The 18,469-nt window shown below is 66.0% G+C and carries 14 protein-coding genes; 7 read left to right on the top strand and 7 right to left on the bottom strand.

What is annotated here, in order from left to right:
* Positions 1-35: 35 nt before the first annotated feature.
* From DSAT_RS02040 to DSAT_RS02015, 6 genes are all read left to right on the top strand, one after another.
* Entirely contained in the window at positions 36-596 is a 561-nt protein-coding gene (locus DSAT_RS02040; RefSeq protein ID WP_152490207.1) for a TetR/AcrR family transcriptional regulator, read from the top strand.
* Positions 597-598: 2 nt separating this feature from the next.
* A complete protein-coding gene (locus DSAT_RS02035) occupies positions 599-1,648 on the top strand; it encodes an efflux RND transporter periplasmic adaptor subunit (RefSeq protein WP_020885914.1) in 1,050 nt (349 codons plus the stop codon).
* 9 nt (positions 1,649-1,657) lie between these two features.
* Positions 1,658-4,822: an efflux RND transporter permease subunit gene (locus DSAT_RS02030; RefSeq protein WP_020885913.1), complete on the top strand. Its 3,165-nt coding sequence runs from the start codon at positions 1,658-1,660 to the stop codon at positions 4,820-4,822.
* A gap of 326 nt (positions 4,823-5,148) precedes the next feature.
* Positions 5,149-6,537, top strand: coding sequence for a nitrogenase iron-molybdenum cofactor biosynthesis protein NifE (nifE, locus tag DSAT_RS02025; RefSeq protein WP_020885912.1), 1,389 nt, complete (start codon positions 5,149-5,151; stop codon positions 6,535-6,537).
* A 59-nt stretch (positions 6,538-6,596) separates the two neighbouring features.
* Complete coding sequence (locus DSAT_RS02020; protein WP_052167309.1) at positions 6,597-7,910, top strand: nitrogenase component 1; 1,314 nt, start codon at positions 6,597-6,599, stop codon at positions 7,908-7,910.
* A gap of 9 nt (positions 7,911-7,919) precedes the next feature.
* Positions 7,920-9,206 (top strand): radical SAM protein, encoded by a 1,287-nt coding sequence (locus tag DSAT_RS02015; RefSeq protein WP_020885910.1) that lies wholly within the window; start codon positions 7,920-7,922, stop codon positions 9,204-9,206.
* 300 nt (positions 9,207-9,506) lie between these two features.
* On the opposite strand, the gene DSAT_RS02010 is transcribed toward DSAT_RS02015, so the two are convergent.
* The 7 genes from DSAT_RS02010 to DSAT_RS14720 all read right to left on the bottom strand — a co-directional run bounded on the left by DSAT_RS02010 (position 9,507) and on the right by DSAT_RS14720 (position 16,832).
* The gene (locus DSAT_RS02010) at positions 9,507-9,737 is read right to left on the bottom strand and encodes a hypothetical protein (RefSeq protein WP_020885909.1); all 231 of its coding nucleotides are present in this window, start codon (positions 9,735-9,737) and stop codon (positions 9,507-9,509) included.
* Between the two features lie 65 nt (positions 9,738-9,802).
* Entirely contained in the window at positions 9,803-11,215 is a 1,413-nt protein-coding gene (locus tag DSAT_RS02005) for an NAD(P)/FAD-dependent oxidoreductase (RefSeq protein WP_020885908.1), read from the bottom strand.
* A gap of 288 nt (positions 11,216-11,503) precedes the next feature.
* On the bottom strand, positions 11,504-12,391 hold the full coding sequence (locus DSAT_RS02000) for a DMT family transporter (protein ID WP_020885907.1): 888 nt from the start codon (positions 12,389-12,391) through the stop codon (positions 11,504-11,506).
* Positions 12,392-12,427: 36 nt separating this feature from the next.
* Complete coding sequence (gene hemC, locus DSAT_RS01995; RefSeq protein ID WP_020885906.1) at positions 12,428-13,354, bottom strand: hydroxymethylbilane synthase; 927 nt, start codon at positions 13,352-13,354, stop codon at positions 12,428-12,430.
* Between the two features lie 84 nt (positions 13,355-13,438).
* Positions 13,439-13,672 (bottom strand): FmdB family zinc ribbon protein, encoded by a 234-nt coding sequence (locus tag DSAT_RS01990; protein WP_020885905.1) that lies wholly within the window; start codon positions 13,670-13,672, stop codon positions 13,439-13,441.
* 3 nt (positions 13,673-13,675) lie between these two features.
* Positions 13,676-14,302, bottom strand: coding sequence for a D-sedoheptulose 7-phosphate isomerase (locus DSAT_RS01985; protein ID WP_020885904.1), 627 nt, complete (start codon positions 14,300-14,302; stop codon positions 13,676-13,678).
* A 148-nt stretch (positions 14,303-14,450) separates the two neighbouring features.
* Positions 14,451-16,832 carry an ATP-binding protein gene (locus tag DSAT_RS14720; protein WP_020885903.1) on the bottom strand — a complete coding sequence of 794 codons (2,382 nt, stop codon included), beginning with the start codon at positions 16,830-16,832 and terminating at the stop codon, positions 14,451-14,453.
* Positions 16,833-17,261: 429 nt separating this feature from the next.
* Between DSAT_RS14720 and DSAT_RS01975 the strand changes: the two genes are divergently transcribed.
* Entirely contained in the window at positions 17,262-18,461 is a 1,200-nt protein-coding gene (locus DSAT_RS01975) for an ABC transporter substrate-binding protein (protein WP_020885902.1), read from the top strand.
* Positions 18,462-18,469: the final 8 nt, after the last annotated feature.

Below are 18,469 nucleotides of genomic sequence, written 5' to 3'. Positions count from 1 at the left end.
GAACCGCAGAACGAAAACGTCGAGAACAGGAACGCATGCGCAAGGCCATTCTGGACGCCTCCCTGGCTCTTTTCGCCAAGGGCGGCATCCGGGCCGTGTCCATGCGCAACATCGCCGAACGCATCGCCTACAGTCCAGGCACGATTTACCGCTACTTCGAGGGCAAGGGATCGATCCTGCAGGAGTTGCGCGTCGGCGCCTTCGCCATCTTCTACGACCGAGTCATCGACCAATCGCATCTCGAAGACCCCCTGGAGCAACTCCAGGCCACGGCCAAGGCCTACATCAATTTCGCCCTGGAGCGGCCGGAATACTATGAGCTGATGTTCAACACGCCCGAGGTGCCCGCCACCCAGGATCCGGACGGGTCCATGCCGCCCATGCGCTCGTACCTGACCTTCAGGTCCAACGTGGCCGCATGCCTCGCTGCCGGGCACTTCCCGAAGACGGATCCCGACCAGGCGGCCGTGGCCCTATGGGCCGCATTGCACGGGCTCTCGGGGCTTCTTCTCGCGGGCATGCTGCGCATGGCTCCCGAAGAGGAACGCCTGACCCTGGCCCTGAACGCCATGGATTTTGCCCTACGCCGGAACTGAACATGAGAGCAGCGCGTCCGCTCGCCTTCGGGGCCGTACTCCTCGCCCTCGCCGCGACGCTCCTCCTGTGTGTCGAGATCGCCCCGGCCCTGGCCCAGCGCCCGGACCTGCCAGTCTGGGTCACAGGCGAAACCTTCACGGCCAGGCCCGCGCCGCGCGCGACCGTGCTCACCGGCTACACCCGGCCGCGCTTCGTCATGGATCTGGTCTCCGAAGAGGAGGGCCGCTGCCTGAGGGTCGTCGCCGACGTGGGCGACGCCCTGGGCAAGGACGGCCTGTACGCGACTCTGGACACGACTTTCATCGACCTCGACCTGAAACGCAACGGGGCCGAACAGGAGCGCCTCAAGGCCGACATCGCCTTCTCGGCCAAGGAAGTGGAGCGCTACCGCGCCCTGGTGGAGCGCGACCTCTCCGATCAATCCACCCTTGACCGCCTGAGCAGCGCCCTGGCCCGGCAAAACGCCGAATTGGCCGCTCTGCGCGTGGAGGAGGCGCGCCTGAAGGAACGCCGAACCCGCTTTTTCATCCGTGGCAAACCCGGCTGGCGCATCATCGAGCGCGCGGTGCAGCCCGGCGAATGGGTGCGCTCCGGCGCCTCCCTCGGCCGCGCCGGAGACTTCTCGAGCCTGCTCGTGCCCCTGGCCCTCTCGCCCGAGGAATTCACGGCCCTAAACGGCCACGATTCGGTCACGCTGCGCTTTCCCGACATGGCGGCCCAGCCCGCGGTCGCGGCGCGCGTGGAGCGCGTCTCGCCCGATTTCGACCCTGAAACACGCAAGACCAACGTGGACCTGCTGGTCACGGAGGGGCTGCCCGAAATGCGCGGCGGACTGCGCGCCGAACTGACCCTGGAGATTCCCGATCCCTCGGGCGCGGTGCTCGTTCCCACGGCCAGCGTGCTCGAACGCTACGAGGAGCACTGGCTGGTCCGCACATCGGGAGAACTCGTCAAAGTCTTCATCCTCGGCCCGGGGCCGGACAACACCTCCCGCGTGCGCGGCGAGGGCGTTCGTCCGGGCGACGTGTTCCTGGTCGAGCCGGTCTTCTAGGACGGTCCCATGCAACGCCTCTTCACGGCGCTCCTCGACCAGCGGGTTCTCGTCAACCTGCTCTTCATCCTGTGCATGGTGGTGGGCGTCTTCGCCCTCATGTCCCTGCCCGTGGAGCGCTATCCAAACGTCCAGATGGGCAAGGTGATGATCACCACCATCCTGCCCGGGGCCTCGCCCCAGGACGTGGAGGCGCTGGTCACGCGCAAGATCGAGGACGCCCTGGACGATCTGCCGTCCGTGGAATTCATTCAGGCCACTTCCTACCGCCAGCGGTCGAGCGTGGTCGTCAAGTTCATCGATGACACCGACTATGAGCAACTCTACACCGAACTGCGCCTCAAGGTGCTCTCGCGGCTGAACGAACTGCCCCAGGGTATAGACCCGCCTTCCTTCACCAAGATCGACGTCAGCGAGTGGCTGCCCGTGGTCGTGGTCAACCTCGTGGGCGACAGGACGAACCGGGCGCTGTCGCTCATGGCTGACGAGATGAAGCTCGAACTGCGGCGCATCGAGGGAGTACTGGAGGTCGAGATCCAGGGCGAGCACAAGCGTGAACTGCACGTGGAGCTCGACCCGAGGCGCATGGCGCTTGCCGGCGTGACCATCGACGACGTGGCCCGCGCCCTCGACGCAGCCAACCTCTCTGTGCCGGCCGGAGCTTTCGACAACGAATCGGGCGAGTTCATCATCCTCGTGGACGAGCGCTTCCGCTCGCCCGCCGACGCGGCCAGGGCCATCATCCGCCGCGACGGCGACGGCTCGTTCCTGACCGTGGGCCACGTGGCCCACGACATCCGTCCCGACTACCGCGAGCCTGCGGTCGTGTCCTCGCTCAACGGCCGCGATGCCGTGCAATTGAACATCAAGAAAAGCCCCGAAGGCAACGCTCTGGACATGGTTCCCGCCGTCGAACGCATCGTGGAGCGCTACCGGCCGATCCTGGCCAAGGAAGGCGTGGACATCGTGCTTTCGCGCGACCAGCGCGACCAGATCGGCGACGCGATATCCACGCTGGGCAGCAACCTGCTCGTGGGCATCGTGCTCGTCTTCGGCATCATCTACGTCTTCATGGGCTTTCGAAACGCCACCCTGGCCGTGGTCGGCATCCCCTTCTCCTTCCTGCTGACCATGGTCTTCATGTGGATCGGCGGCTACTCGCTGAACGAGATCACGCTGTTCTCCTTCGTCCTGGTCTCGGGCATCGTGGTGGACGACGCCATCGTGGTCCTGGAGAACATCTACCGTCACCTGCAGGAAGGAAAGACCATCCGCGAGGCCATCACCACGGGCGCGACCGAGGTGGCCCTGCCCGTGATCTCGGCCACGGCCACGACCATCGCGGCCTTCTTGCCCATGCTGCTCATGAGCGGCTCCACGGGCGAGTTCTTCGCCCAGATCCCGGTCGGCATCTCAACGGCGATCGCCGCCTCGCTCTTCGAATGTCTGGTGGTTCTCCCGCCGCACTTCATGGCCTGGCCCGGCCGCGCAAGCGCCGAGCACGAGGCGCGGCACGTGCACACGGCCCAGAACGAACGCGCCGTCATGCGCCTGATGCGTAAATGGGCCGAACAAGTGCTGCTCTTCACCATGCGCCGCCGCATGGCCGCGCTGTCCATCGTGGTCGCGGCCTTCCTCTTTTCCGTGGCCGTGCTCGGTGTCTCCGTCAGCGGCGTCATGCCGCTCATCCGCATCAAGTTCTTCCCCGAGGAATACTTCACCTATTTCGTGGACGTGCACGGCCCGGCCACGGCTTCGGTCAACCAGATGAACGAGCGGCTCAAGACCATCTCCGAAAAGATCATGCAGGGCGGTCCGGGTCAGGCCCGCTCGGCCACGGCCACGGCGGGCATGCTGGTCAACGAGGACTACGAGGCGGAATTCGGCTCGAACCTGGGTCATGTGGCCGTGGAATTGCCGCTCAAGCACGACTACGACTTCCCGGACAACCCCGCCGATTCGCCCGCCGTGCACCTGGAATACCTGCGCGGTCTGCTCGCGCCCCTGGGCGGCGAGGGCTGGCGGATCGTGGTCCGGCCCGAGCCCACGGGCCCGCCCACGGGCAAGGAGCTGAACGTGCGCGTGGTGGGGCCAAACCCCGCGAGCGTCGCTGCCCTGGCCGAGGAACTGAAGCGTTTCCTGCGCTCGCGCGAGGACATCTTCCCGCACCTGCGCGATTTCGGCGACGACCAGGGCAGACCCGCGCGCGTGGTGCGCTTCCGCCCCTTGCCCGAGCGCTGCGCCGAATACGGGCTGACCCCGCGCCAGGTCGCCGTCTTCGCGGCCACCATCCTCGACGGCCGCTTCGTGGGCGAGTTCAGGACCGCGGACGAGGACGTGGACATCCGTCTGAAGATCGCCTCGCGCTTCCTCGACCGGCCCGACCAAGCCCTGGAACAGGTCGTGGTGCAGCACCCAAGCGGTCCCGTGCGTCTGGGCGACGTGGCGCTCATGGAGACCTACACCGAGCCCTACAAGCTCACGCGCTACCAGAACAACCGCAGCATCTCCATCTCGGCCAACATGATCGAGGGCGCACCCACGTCCGTCCCGGCCATCGTCAAGACCGTGCGCGACCATTACGACAGCGTGAAACTCGCCTATCCCGGCGCGGAGCTGTCCTTCGCGGGCGAGTTCGAATCCACCCAGCGCTCCTACACCTCGCTCGCCTACGCCTTCCTGATAGCCATGCTCATCATCTACCTGATCCTGGCCACGCAGTTCCAGTCCTACACCCAGCCGCTGCTCATCATGAGCACCGTGGTCTTCTCCATCACCGGCGTGATCCTCGGCAAGTTCGTGACCCAGGGGCTGTTCACCGTGAACTCGTTCATCGCCGTGGTGGGCGTCTCAGGCGTGGCGGTCAACGGCGCCATCGTGCTCATCAGCTTCCTGAACACGCTGTACGCCCAGGGCTACTCGCGGCGGGAAGCCATCGTCGAGGGCATCCGCGTGCGGCTGCGCCCCATCCTCCTGACCACCCTGACCACGGCGCTGGGACTTTTGCCCATGGCCGTGGGCTTCCCATCCTACTCCGTGACCTGGGGCACCATGGCCTCCACCTTCGTCACGGGCCTCATCACGGCCACGCTCCTGACCCTGTTCATCGTGCCCATCCTCTGGGACATGCTGCTTTCCCTCGAAGATCGCATCGCCAGACGGGCGGGCCGCTGAAAATCCCGCGATGGCTGCGTTGCTTCGAGCCGGGCAAACCCTCGCGTATTGGCAATACGCGTCGGCCTTGCCCGGTTCTCGCGCCTTGCCCTCGCGTTTTTTGACGCCCCGCCTAATCGCACATGAGAATCCTTGCCAGCTATGCCAATTCGAGACATCGATCTCATACAAAATTGAAGGCATATTCCTACAAAAACGAAGGGTTCACGTTGGGAACGGCGGCCCCCTTTCGATGATTAGAGAAATTAATTCAATATAATACGTGCATGGAACGGTCCTTGTACTGGTGCTGGGCATCGCGTCCACACCAACAGCGAAGGGCAGCCATGCAACCCGTCATCTTCGAACAGCGCACCGACCAAATCAGGCGCACGGCCACGGGCGAGGACTTCGCCATCGCCTGCAACCGCGATTCCCTGGCCGGGGCCGTGTCGCAGCGCGCCTGCGTGTTCTGCGGCAGCCGCGTGGTGCTCTATCCCATCGCCGACGCCCTGCACCTGGTGCACGGTCCCATCGGCTGCGCGGCCTACACCTGGGACATCCGGGGGGCGCTGTCCTCCGGCCCGGAACTGCACCGTCTCTCCTTCTCCACGGACCTGCGCGAGAAGGACGTCATCTTCGGCGGCGAGAAAAAGCTCGAAGCCGCGCTGAACGAACTCATCGACCGCCACGAGCCCAAGGCCGCCTTCGTCTATTCCACCTGCATCGTGGGCATCATCGGCGACGACCTGCAGGCCGTGTGCAAGAAGGTCGCGGCCCAAAAAGGCATCCCCGTCATCCCGGTCATGTCCGAGGGCTTCAAGGGCAACAAGCGCGCGGGCTACGAGGCCGCCTGCCAGGCCATGATGCGCCTCGTGGGCACGGGCGACGTCTCGGGCATTCCGCCCATGTCCATCAACATCCTGGGCGACTTCAATCTCGCGGGCGAGATTTGGATCATCAAGGAGTACTACGAGCGCATGGGCGTGCGGGTGGTGGCCACCATCACCGGCGACGGCCGGGTGGACGACCTGCGGCGCGCCCATGGCGCGGCCCTGAACGTGGTGCAGTGTTCCGGCGCGACCATGGACCTGGCCAGGATGATGCAAAGCGAGCACGGCACGCCCTTCCTGCGCGCCTCCTACTTCGGCATCGAGGACATGTCCAAGGCGCTGTACGACGTGGCCCGCTTCTTCAAGGACCAGGACCCCGGCATGATGGAGCGCACGGCCGCCCTGGTGCAGGAGGAACTGGCCGTGCTCCTGCCCGAACTGAAAAAGATCCGCGCCGATCTCGAAGGCAGGACCGCCGCCATCTACGTGGGCGGAGCCTTCAAGGCCTTCTCCCTGGTCAAGAGCTTCCGCCACCTGGGCATGCGCGTGGCCGTGGTCGGTTCGCAAACCGGCACCGAGGAGGACTACAAGGAACTCGCGGCCATCACCGACGAGGGCACGATCATCGTGGACGACTCCAACCCCTTGGAATTGTCGCAGTTCATCAAGGAGATGGACGTGGACATCTTCGTGGGCGGGGTCAAGGAACGGCCCATCGCCTACAAGCTCGGCGTGGGCTTTTGCGACCACAACCACGAACGCAAGGAGGCCCTGGAAGGCTTTGCGGGCATGCTCAACTTCGCCCGCGAAGTGCACCGCACAGTCACGAGCCCGGTCTGGCGCTTCACCCCGCGCCGCAGGGGCTCGGTGGCCCGGACCATGCGCAAGGAGGCCGTGTCGTGAGCGTGCCGACCGTGAAAAAAACCCTGGATTCCTTCGTCTCGACCACCAACGCCTGCAAGATGTGCAAGCCCCTGGGCGCGGCCCTGGCCTTCATGGGCATCGAGGGCTGCGTGCCCTTCCTGCACGGCTCGCAGGGCTGCGCCACCTACATGCGGCGCTACGTTATCAGCCATTTCCGCGAGCCCGTGGACATCGCCTCCTCGGCCCTGGGCGAGAAGAGCGCCATCCACGGCGGCGGTCCGAACCTGAAGCTCGGTCTTCTGAACGTCATGAAGAAGTACGGGGCCGGGGTCATCGGCGTGGCCAGCACCTGCCTCACCGAGACCATCGGCGACGACGTCTCCATGCTCGTCAAAGAGTTCCGCAAGGAGTTCGCCGACCTGCCCCTGCCCGAGGTCGTGCACGTGGCCACGCCCTCCTACGGCGGCACCCAGGCCGAGGGATTCCAGGCCGCGCTGCGCGCCGTGGCGGACCAGCTCGCCGAGGACCGCAGGACCTCGCCCCAGATAAACGTCCTGCCCGGCTTCGTCTCCTGCGAGGACATCCGCCACCTGAAGGACGTCTTCGAGCATTTCGGCCTCGACGCGGCCATCCTGCCCGACTATTCCGAGCGCCTCGACGCCCCGGCCCAGGCCGACTACGTGAAGATCTCCGAGGGCGGCCTGCCCGTCTCGCGCATCAAGGCCATGGGCGGCGCGCGGGCGAGCATCGAGTTCGGCCGCACCCTCGATCCGGCCAAAACCGCCGGAGGCCTTCTGGCCGAGCGTTTCGGCGTGCCGCTTTATTCCCTTGGCATGCCCGTCGGCCTGCGCGAGACCGACGCCTTCTTCGCGGTCCTCGAAGAACTGAGCGGCCGCGCCGCGCCGCGCCGCCACGAGCTTGCCCGGGGTCGCCTCGTGGACGCCTACGTGGATGGCCACAAGTACCTCTCCGGCAAGACCGCCGTGATCTACGGCGAGGAGGACATGGCCGTGGGCCTGGCCTCGTTCCTGGCCGAGATCGGCGTGCGGCCGTTGCTCGTGGCCTCGGGCGGCGAATCCGGCCGTCTGACCAGGGCCGTGTCCGAAGTCACGGCCGACATCCTGCGCGAGCCGCCCGAGGTGCGCCAGGGCGTGGACTTCTACGAGATCGCGGCCCGCGCGCGCGAGCTCTCGCCCGATCTCGTCATCGGCAATTCCAAGGGCTACCGCGTCCTGGCGCGCGACCTGAACGTGCCGCTGATCCGCGTGGGCTTCCCCATCCACGACCGCTTCGGCGCGCAGCGCGTGCAGCATCTAGGCTACGCGGGCGCGCAGGTCCTCTTCGACCGCATCGTCAACGCCGTCATCGACAGGAAGCAGACCGACTCCGACATCGGATACGGCTACATCTAAGGAGCGCCCATGAACGCGATCACCGCGACCCCCGACGCAAGCCGCCACCCCTGCTTCAACCCCAAGGTCAAGGGCGAGTGCGGCCGCGTGCACCTGCCCGTGGCCCCGGCCTGCAACATCCAGTGCGGCTACTGTAATCGCAAGTACGACTGTGTGAACGAATCGCGGCCCGGCGTGACCTCCTCCATCCTCACGCCCGCCCAGGCCCTGGCCTACATGGACAAGGTGCTGGCACGCGAGCCGCGCATCACCGTGGCGGGCATCGCCGGGCCGGGCGATCCCTTCGCCAACGCCGAGGCCACCCTTGAAACCATGCGCCTGATCCGCGCCAAACATCCGCACATGCTCTTTTGCGTCTCCTCGAACGGCCTTGGCGTGCCCGAGCACCTCGACGCCATCGCACAGGCCGGGATCACGCACATGACCATCACGGTCAACGCCGTGGACCCCGAGATCGGCCAGCATTTCTACCGCTGGGCGCGCGACGGAAAGGTCACCTACCAGGGCCGCGCGGCCGCCGAACTGCTCATCGCCCGCCAACTGGAGTCCATCAAAGGGCTCAAGGAGCGCGGCATCTTGGTCAAGGTCAACACCATCCTCACGCCCGGCCTGAACGACGGCCACATCGAGGAGATCGCCCAGACCATGGCCGCGCTCGGCGTGGACCTTTTGAACATCATGGCATTGATCCCCAACGCGGGCACGCCCTTCGAGACGCAGCGCGCGCCCACCAAGGCCGAACTCGACGCCGCGCGCGAGGCCGCCGGCCGCCATCTGCCCCAGATGCTGCACTGCAAGCGCTGCCGCGCCGACGCCGTGGGACTTTTGGGCAACGATCTCTCGGGCGAGATGGCGGGCTGCTTGTCCGCCTGCGCCGCAATCAAGGAGGCGGTCATGGACGTATCGCGCCCGCACGTGGCCGTGGCCACCATGGAAGGCATGCTGGTCAACGAGCACCTGGGCGAGGCCCTGCGCTTTCAGGTCTGGACGAAGAAGGACGACGGCGGCTTCGCCCTGGTGGACGAACGGCCCGCGCCAGCTCCGGGCGGAGGCCCGGATCGCTGGTACAAGCTGGCCGCGCTTTTGGTGGACTGTCGCGCGGTGCTCGTCTCGGGCATCGGCGACACGCCGCGCACGGTGCTGGAAGAGGAAGGCATCGTGCCCGTGGAGATGGAAGGCTTCATCGACGAGGGACTCGCGGCCGTTTACGGCGGCGGCGATCTCACGGGCCTGCGCTCGCGCCGCAAGGGCGCGGCCTGTTCCGTAGGCTGCAAAGGCGGCGGCGACGGCTGCTAGCAGGCCGTCCCAGAAGCACCATCTGCGGCGTTGCTGCTAGAGGAGGCGCTGCCTCCTCCAGACCACCACCGCCAGGGGGCTGAGCCCCCTGGACCCCGCGATTCGCTTCGAAACCATCGCTGGCAGGACCTACGCCGGTGCGGCGGCGGTACGGCGGCGGTGAAACGCCCCTGACCCGGAGTGCCTGGAAGCCGTCGCAGACGGCTTCCAGAACTGCCGGGGGTCCGGGGGGATCATCCCCCCCGGCGGGACGCGGGGCAGAGCCCCGCACGCAGTGATCGCGGGATTTTCAGCGACCCGCTACATGTCGAAGTGGCGGGAAATAAGCGCAGCATCGTCGGGGTGGGCTGAAACGCCCAGTTCCCGCGCCTCGCCGTGGCAGGCGAAGCCCTTGGGGCCGAGCGTCACGAAGCCCGCCGAGCGCACGGTGGAATACGGGATCTGCTCACGCAGTTCGTCGAAGGCAATGCGTTCCGGGAAGATGAGGGGCACGGCCTTGCCGCCGAAGTCTTCGAAGAGGATGTACTTCATGCATGCCTCCGGTGTCGGTGCGCCGTCGGTTCGTTGCGGACCCAGGGCCGCCGCGCGCGCGTCCATCAGCCCTTTCTCGCCGCGACAATGGCCTTGGCCGGGATAAGGCCCGTAGCCGCGGCAGAGACGATGTTGCCCGCCACGCCCGGCCCGTCACCGGCAACATACATGCCCTGCACGGTCGTGCGCAAGTCCATGTCGGTCTCCAACTGGGTGGCGAAGAACTTGATCTCCGGCGCGTAGAGCAGGGTTTCGTCGTTGGCCACGCCGGGCATGACCGCGTCGAGCTTGAAGAGGCCTTCCATGAGGTTGGTCACGATGCGCTCGGGCAGGGCCATGGCGATGTCGCCGCAGGTCACGTCGGTCAAGGTCGGCTGAATGTAGCCCTTGCGCACCCGATTCCAGGTGGAGCGGCGGCCGCGCTTGAGGTCGCCGAAGCGTTGCAGGATGGGCTTGCCGCCGCCGATGATGGTGGCCAGGCGGCCGATGGACTCGCCGTAGGCCTGATTGTCGGTCACGGGCTCGGTGAGGATGGCCTTGGAGAGAAAGGCGAAGTTGGTGTTCTCGGACTTCTTGTGCATGTAGGCGTGGCCGTTCACGCAGACGAAGTCCTGGTAGTTCTCCATGGCCACGTAGCCGCCCCGGTTGGTGCAGAAGGTGCGGGTCTGGTCGTCGTACTTCTGGGTCTGCACGAAGAAGGTGGGGTCGTAGATGATGTCTGTGATGTCGCTGGCGATGTCGTTGTGGATCTCCACACGCACGCCGACCTCGATGCCGCGCTGCGAAAGCCCGAGGCCGAGCCGCCTGGCCACGCCGCTGACCCATTCCGCGCCGACGCGGCCGGGCGCGAGGATGACGTTGTCGCAAGAGAGATCCCCGGCCGTGGTGCTCACGCCCGTGATGCGGTTCGACGCGACGATGACGTCCTTGACCTCGACGCCGGTGAGGAAGGTCACGCCCTTGCGTACGAGATGATCGTGCATCCCCTGGATGTGCCCAGGCAAGTTGTCCGAGCCCAGGTGCTTCTGCTTGATGAGCAAAAGCTCCATGCCCGCCTTGCGCGCGGCCTGGCGGATGCGCTTGGCAGCCTCCATGTCCGTGGGGTAGACCGGGCCGTCCATGCCGAAGCGGTTGAAGATGGTCTCGGTCTCGTCGATGAGGGCCTTGGCCTCGTCCACGCTCATGAACTGGGTCAGGTCGGTCTTGCCCAGGATGTGGATGAAGTTGAGCTTGCCGTCGGAGAAGAGGCCCGCGCCGCCCACGCCCGCCAGGATGTGGCAGGGCTTGCACTTGATGCAGTCCTTGTAGGTCTGCTGGGCGATGGGGCAGCGGCGCTTGTCCGGTCCCTTGCCCTTGTCGATGAGCAGGACCTTGGCGTCCGAGTGTTCGGCAAGGTGGTAGGCGGCGAAGAGCCCGGCGGGGCCGCCGCCGACGATGATGACGTCGTGGTGTTTTTTCACGGTGCGCGACGTAGGCACGGCGTACCTCCTCTGCTGGCCGTGGACTTTGAAAATCCTTTGGCCAAAATTTCAGCTTAATCAGAACATGCGCGGAAGGGCAAGCAGGAAAATACGCGTGTTCGCACGAAAAGCGCAAGGAGAGCCCAGAAGCCCGACAGGCAGACTGGTCATAGTCTCTCCCACAAGCCGCTTAAAAAGCCCCAGATGCAAGACGCAAGGAAAATTCAGGCCCGCCGCGTATCACAAGCATACGCGAGGGACTGAATTTTCCGCAGTAACGCCGCAGATGGGCCTTTTTAAGGGCTGTCAGGCCTGGGGTTTTCGGAATTCGTCCGCCTGGGCCGCGAGCATGCCCGCAAGCATCAGGCCGCAGCCGAAGAGGCCGCGCGCGGGAATCAGCTCGCCCAGGAGCGCCCATCCGGCCAGGGCCGCGAACACGCCTTCCAGGCTCAGGATGATGGCCGCGTGGGCGGGCTTGGCGTCGCGCTGGGCCACCACTTGCAGCGTGTAGGCCACGCCCACGGACATCAGGCCGCCGTAGAGGATGGGGATGCCCGCGTCGAGGATGCCGCCGATCTCGGGCGTCTCCATGGCGAAGGCGGCCACGAGGCTTAGGGCCGCGCAGACCGCGTATTGGGCACAGGCGAAACGCATGGCGTTCAGACGCGGGGCCACCGCTCCGACCACGAGCACGTGCCCCGCCCAGAAGAAGGCGCTGACGAGCACCAGCACGTCGCCCCAGTCCATGTTCATGTCGCCGTCCACGGAGAGCAGATAGAGGCCGACGACGGCCATGATCGCGCCAAACCAGGACCACACGCCCGGCCGCTGGCGGAAGAACAGGCCCAGGAGCGGCACCAGGATGACGTAAAGCCCCGTGATGAAGCCGCCCTTGCCCGCCGTGGTGTAGACCATGCCCCATTGCTGGAAGCTCGAACCGAGGAAGAGCACCAGACCGGCGGCCAGGGCCGCCCACAGGGCCTTGTCCGGGGCCATGGGTCGCTCGGCCACGCCCGCGCTCTTCATGGCGAAGGGCAGCAGCGCCAGCGCGCCGAGCGCGAAGCGCACGCCGTTGAAGGTCATGGGGCCCACGTGGTCCATGCCCACGCGCTGGGCCACGAAGGCCGCGCCCCAGATGGCCGCGGTGAGCATCAGAAGACCGTCCGCCCGAAGGACGCGGGAAACGCTTGCCATCAGTCTCCGCCTTTTGCCGCGAGGGGGAATCGAGAGCTAACCCTGGGCGTAGATTTCGTCGAGGATGACCTTGGCTCCGGCCGCGAGCAGCCGCCTGGCCAGGGTTTCGCCCAGGCTCCAGGCCTGATCGGCCGGGCCGGATATCTCGTCGCGCACCACACGCACGCCATGCACGTCGGCCACGAGGCCTTCGAGGCGCACACGGCCGCCGTCGAGCACCGCATGGCCCGCGATGGGCACTTGGCAGCCGCCCTGCAACGCGGTCAGGAAGCCGCGCTCGGCCATGACGCAGGTGCGCGAGGCCGGATCGTTCAGGAAGGCGAGCATTTCCGCCGTCTTGCGGTCGGACTCACGGTATTCGATGCCCAGCGCCCCCTGGGCCACGGCAGGCAGGAAGTCCGGCGGACCGAGCACCTCCATCTTCGGCGCGCTCACGCCCAGCCGCGAGAGTCCGGCCGTGGCCAGGACGATGGCGTCGTACTGCCCGTCGAGGAGCTTTTTCATGCGCGTGTCCAGGTTGCCGCGCAACGTCTCAATGTTCAGGTCTGGCCGCTTCATGAGCAACTGGGCCTGACGCCTGAGGCTGGCCGTGCCGACCTTGGCGCCCTTGGGCAGTTCGGCGAGCCCATCGTACCTGACCGAGCACAAGGTGTCGGTGGGCCGCTCGCGCGGCGGGGTCACGCCGACCACGAGGCCCTCGGGAAGTTCCGTGGGCACGTCCTTCATGGAGTGCACGGCCAGGTCGGCGCGGCCGTCGAGCAGGGCGTCCTCGATCTCCTTCACGAACAGCCCCTTGCCGCCGATCTTGGCCAGGGGCACGTCCAGGATCTTGTCGCCCTGGGTCTTGATGACCAGCAATTCCACAGAGAGCCCGGCGTGCTCCCGCTCAAGCAGTCCCTTGACGTGGTTGGCCTGCCACAGGGCCAGCATGCTTCCCCGCGTGGCGATGACGAGCTTGTTCATTCCCGGTCCCTTTGTTGACGAATCCCGGCAGGCGACGGCCCGACCGGGAAGGAAGAACGACGGCGAGAAGATCTCGCGGCCGGGCTACTTGCAGGTGGCGCAGCTTCCGCCCGAACACCCGGCGCAGCCGGAGCCCCCGGACGACGGCATGGACGGGGCGAAATCGCCGCCAGCCCCGCCAGACTTGTGGCGGCAGCGGGACATGAGCTTTTTCGTGTCGGACGCGGCGCAGGCCGGGCAAGGGGGCCTTGCGTCACCGAAAACGAGTTCCTCGAACTCGCGGCCGCACTTCTCGCAGACGAATTCATATATGGGCATGGTTCAAACCTCCGCAGCGGGATCGAGATAAGGCGTCAGTTCGTGCACGGCCTCGAACAGGAAGTAGTCCACCAGGTCGCAGACCATGTGCCCCACGGTGATATGGATCTCCTGCACGAGGCAGGTGCGCTTGTGGGGCACCGCCAGCAGGCAGTCGCACATCTGGGCCATCTCGCCGCCGCCCTGGCCGGTCAGGCCGATGGTCACCATCTCCTTTTCGCGGGCGGCGCGCAACGCCAGGACGACGTTCTCGCTGTTCCCCGAGGTGGAGATGGCCACGAGCACATCGCCCTTGTGGCCCAGGGCCTGGACCTGCTTCTGAAAGACCTGCTCGAAGCCGTAGTCGTTCCCCACGGCGGTAAGGATGGAAGTGTCGGTGGTCAAGGCCAGCGCGGGCAGGGGCGGCCGCTCCAACTCGAAGCGGTTGACGAATTCGGCGGCCAGGTGCTGCGCGTCGGCCGCGCTGCCGCCGTTGCCGCAGAACAGAAGCTTGCCGCCGCGCGCGAGCGAGACGGCCATGAGGCGGGCCACGTCGACCACGGCCTGACCGTATTCGGCGAAAAACTTCTCGCGCAGGTCGCCCCCCTGGCGGGCGTGGCCGAGGACGCGGGAAAGGGCTTGGTCTGACATCCGGGGAACCTTTACTGAACGTCTATTGGATGGGCAGTGGTACACCATCGGCGCACGGCAGACAAGCGGCTCGGCCGGTCGGCCTTCCCCCGGGTGCGCGGGAGGGCCGACCGGCCGAATATCTCGGATCGAGGGCGTGGTCGGCGGCTCAGTCCGGATCGACGGGATCCCCGGCCTTGATGACGGACGCTTTCAGGCCGCTGCCCCGCGCTGCGAGCACCTCGTCCACGGCAGCAAGAAGCTGGTCGACCTGCACGGGCTTGACCAGATGCGCGTCCATGCCCGCCCCGAGCGAAGCCTCGCGATCGGCGTGCAGGGCGTGGGCCGAAAGGGCGATGATGGGCACGCTCGGATCACTACCGTCGGTGAGTCCCCCGCGCACCCTGCGGGCGATCTCCACACCGTCGAGATCGGGCAACTCGATGTCCATGAGCACGACATCGAAGGATTCGGCGCACAATGCCTTGAGAGCCTCCTTGCCGTTGGAGGCGGGCCGCACGACGTGCCCCCTGCGTTCGAGAAGGCGGCACAGGCCGACCCGCGCCAAGGCGTCGTCCTCGACGAAGAGAATGCGCAGCGGAAGAACGTTCCTTTCGCCACGCGCGGCGAAAACCGCCGGAACCTCGGCCGCCACGGCATACATTGGAGCCGACGACGCGCGCGGCCTCTCGCGGGCAACGCGCGCGGGGGCCGCCGCCGTTGGCAGACTCACGCGCACCGTGGTTCCCCGGCCCAGTTCGCTCTCGATCTCGATACTGCCGGACATGAGGTCCAAAAGGCGTTTGACTATGGACAGCCCGAGCCCGGTTCCGCGCAGCACGCGGCGCCGCGGTTGTTCGCCGCGCTCAAAAGGTTCGAAGACGATCTGCCTGACCTCGGGCGACATGCCCGGACCAGTGTCGGTCACGGAGAAAGCGAGCCGCAGGCCTTCTTGCGGAGACTCCTCGACCCACCCCTCGAACGATATCTCGCCTCGTTCGGTGTATTTGACCGCGTTGCCCAGGAGGTTGACGAATATCTGCTTCAGCCGCGCGGCATCGCCCATGAACTCCGCGTCGAGCGCGGGCGAGAGACGTTCCCTGACCGCAAGCCCCTTGACCTGGGCCTCGGGGACGACCAACGCCAGGGCCGCGCGCGCGGTTTCGGAAGGGACGAAGCGTTCGGAGCGCACGTTCAGGCGGTGCGCCTCGATGCGCGAAAGGTCGAGCACGTCGTCGAGCACTTGCAAGATGTCGCTCGACGCGCTCATGGCGGAGCGCAGATACTCGGCCCGCTCCTCCTCCCCGCTCTCCAGGGCCGCGAGTTGGAGCATGGCCAATAGGCCGCCCAGGGGGTTCCTGATCTCATGACTGATGGAAGCCACGAACTCGCTTTTGGCCCGGCTTGCCGCCTCGGCCTCCTCCTTGGCGCGCAAGAGGGCCTGCTCGGCGAACTTGCGCTCCGAGATATCCATGCCCCAGGTGTACACCGAGGTCACGCGGCCCCGCTCGTCGCGAGCCGGGATGAACTGCCCGTAGATCACGGGCCGAGAGCCGTTGGGAAATTCGTGCGCGAATTCGAAGATGGCCCGCTCGCCGTCCAGGCATTTGCGCCAGAAGGGTTCGGCCTTGGCGAACATCTCCGTCCCCATGATCTCGCGCGATTCCGCGCCGATGATCCCCTCAGGTGTTCCGCCGAAATACGTTGCGTAGTGCTTGTTGACAAACAGGTAGCGACCGGATGTGTCCAACTGGGCGACGAGAAGCGGCAGCGCGTCGAGTATGACGCGGGTCCGTCCCTCGGTTTCACGCAGGGAGCGGTGGGCGCGCTCGCGTTCCACGATTTCCGTGTTGAGCTTCGAAATGGTCTTGTCCAGGGCCTCGGTGCGCTCGCAGACGCGATGCTCCAGCACGTCGCGGGTCGTGCGCAGAGCGCGTTCGAGATGCAGGGGCTCGGTCACGTCCACAAGGCAGCCCATGGTCTTGACGGGTTCGGAGCCCTGGCCCGCGACCATCTCGGCCACGATAACCACGAGACGCGTCTCGCCGTCCGCGCGGCGCACGCGCAGAATCTCCGGGGCCACCGAGATGCCTTGCCCGATGTCCTCCTGGATGCGTCGGAAGCGCTCCCGGTCCTCGGGCAGGAAGAATTCGTCGATCCTGAATCCGTTCGCCCCGATCCGCTTGGCGGAGACGCCGAGCAAGCGGGCCAGTGATTCTGTCCAGCAGGAAAGCCCCTGTGCGTTTTCCGCCCAAGCCCCGACGATGGAGACATGCTTACGCCAATCGACGTCGGCGGCGCAGGCGCCCGTTTCGTCGCGCTGCTCGTCCCCGGAAAAAAACAGCAAGAGGTTCGCCGGTTCGGTGACCAGCGCCCGCGCCAAGGCGCAGATTGCCTTGAAGGACGGAGCCGCCGCCCCCCGCTCGAGCTTGTTCAGGTGCTCAAGCGAAAGCCCGGCTCGCTCCGCAAGCTGAGCCTGGGTGATGCCTTCGAGCTTGCGCAGGAAGCGTACGCGCTGACCGAAGGCCTTTACATCCCTATCCGAACCCACGAACGACAACCCCCTTGACCACAACCGGCCTTACGATTCCCCTCACGGGAAACATGATTTGCACAATCACGAAGAGAAGAACACGTAATGAGGTTACGTCCTGAATATTCGAGATGCGCCCAAGACCGCCTGGCAAAGGCGTTCTCGGTACGGCGCGGAGCTTTCTGGCCGCAACGTGATTTTCTGCCGCGTCGGCCGGACGGTCTCAAAACCCGAGGTATCCGGGCGGAACACGCAGCTTCCGCTTTCGCGGACCCACGACTCCATTTACGCAAACGCGAATTCCCTTTTTTGGCATTCCACCGCAACATGCTGAAATCATAGGACGCAGCAGAAAAGGTTTGCCTTGAAACCAGGATGCCTTTTCAGGTACACATCCAAGCGCGGCATTGTAACATTCCCCACGAGCCCTAGCTGGAGGTATTGATCATGCGCACGTCTCTCTCACGGCTCCTCATCCTTCTCGCGGTCCTCGGACTGGCCTTTGCGGCCGGTTGCGGAGGAGGCGGTGGCGAGAAGAAGGCCGAGGAGTTGAAAAGCATCAAACTCGGTTTCGTGATTCCCATCACCGGTGACATCCCCAAGGTCGGCGAATCGTCCCGCCAAGCCGCCGAGATGCTGCGCGAGGAAATCGCCGCCGCCGGTGGCGTCGAGGTCGGCGGCGTGAAGCTGCCCGTGGAATTCCTCTACGAGGACAACGAGTCCAAGGCCGAGTCCGCCGTGTCCGCGGCGCTCAAGCTCATCGAGCAAAACAAGGTGCTGGGCATCATCGGCCCCCAGGCCTCCAAGCAGGCCATTCCGGCCGGTGAAGTGGCCAACGCCAACAAGACGCCCATGATCTCCCCCTGGTCCACCAACCCGGCGACCACCCTGAACCGTCCCTACGTCTTCCGCGCCTGCTTCCTCGACCCGTTCCAGGGTCCGGTCGCGGCCAAGTTCGCCACCGAGGAATTCGGCGCCACCAAGGCGGCCGTGCTCTTCGACATCGCCTCGGACTACCCCAAGGGCCTGGCAGAATACTTCAAGAAGGCCTGGGAAGACATCCACGGCGCCGGTTCCGTGGTGGCCTTCGAGACCTTCACCACCAAGGACCAGGACTTCAGCGCCCAGTTGACCAAGATCGCCAACACCGGCGCCGACGTGCTCTTCGTGCCCCAATACTACTCCGAGGTCGCCCTCATCGTGCCCCAGGCGCGCCGGGCCGGCTTCGACAAGCCGATCCTGGGCTCCGACTCCTGGGGTTCGGCCGAACTGATGAGCCTTTGCGGCGACGCCTGCAGGGGCCTGTACTTCACCACCCACTACGCCGCGGCCGGCGCCACCGGCGCGACCAAGGACTTCATCGAGAAGTTCTCGGCCAAGTACGGCTACGTGCCCGACGACGTTGCCGCCCTGACCTGGGACGCCACCCGCATGATGCTCGAAGCCATCACGGCCACCGGCGGACTGAAGGGCTCCCTGCCCGAGATGCGCGAACAGATCCGCGCCTCCCTGGCCTCCATCGAGCAGTTCGACGGCATCACCGGCTCCATGCGTTTCGACGCCGAGGGAGATCCCATCAAATGCGCCGTCGTCGTGAAAATATCCGACGAAGGCGAATTCACCTTCTTCAAGTCGGTCTGCCCGTAGGCCGAGCC

The organism is Alkalidesulfovibrio alkalitolerans DSM 16529 (assembly GCF_000422245.1).
Taxonomy (GTDB): Bacteria; Desulfobacterota; Desulfovibrionia; order Desulfovibrionales; family Desulfovibrionaceae; genus Alkalidesulfovibrio; species Alkalidesulfovibrio alkalitolerans.
The sequence above is the reverse complement of the archived record's forward strand: the minus strand, read 5'-3'. Positions and strand labels throughout refer to the sequence as shown.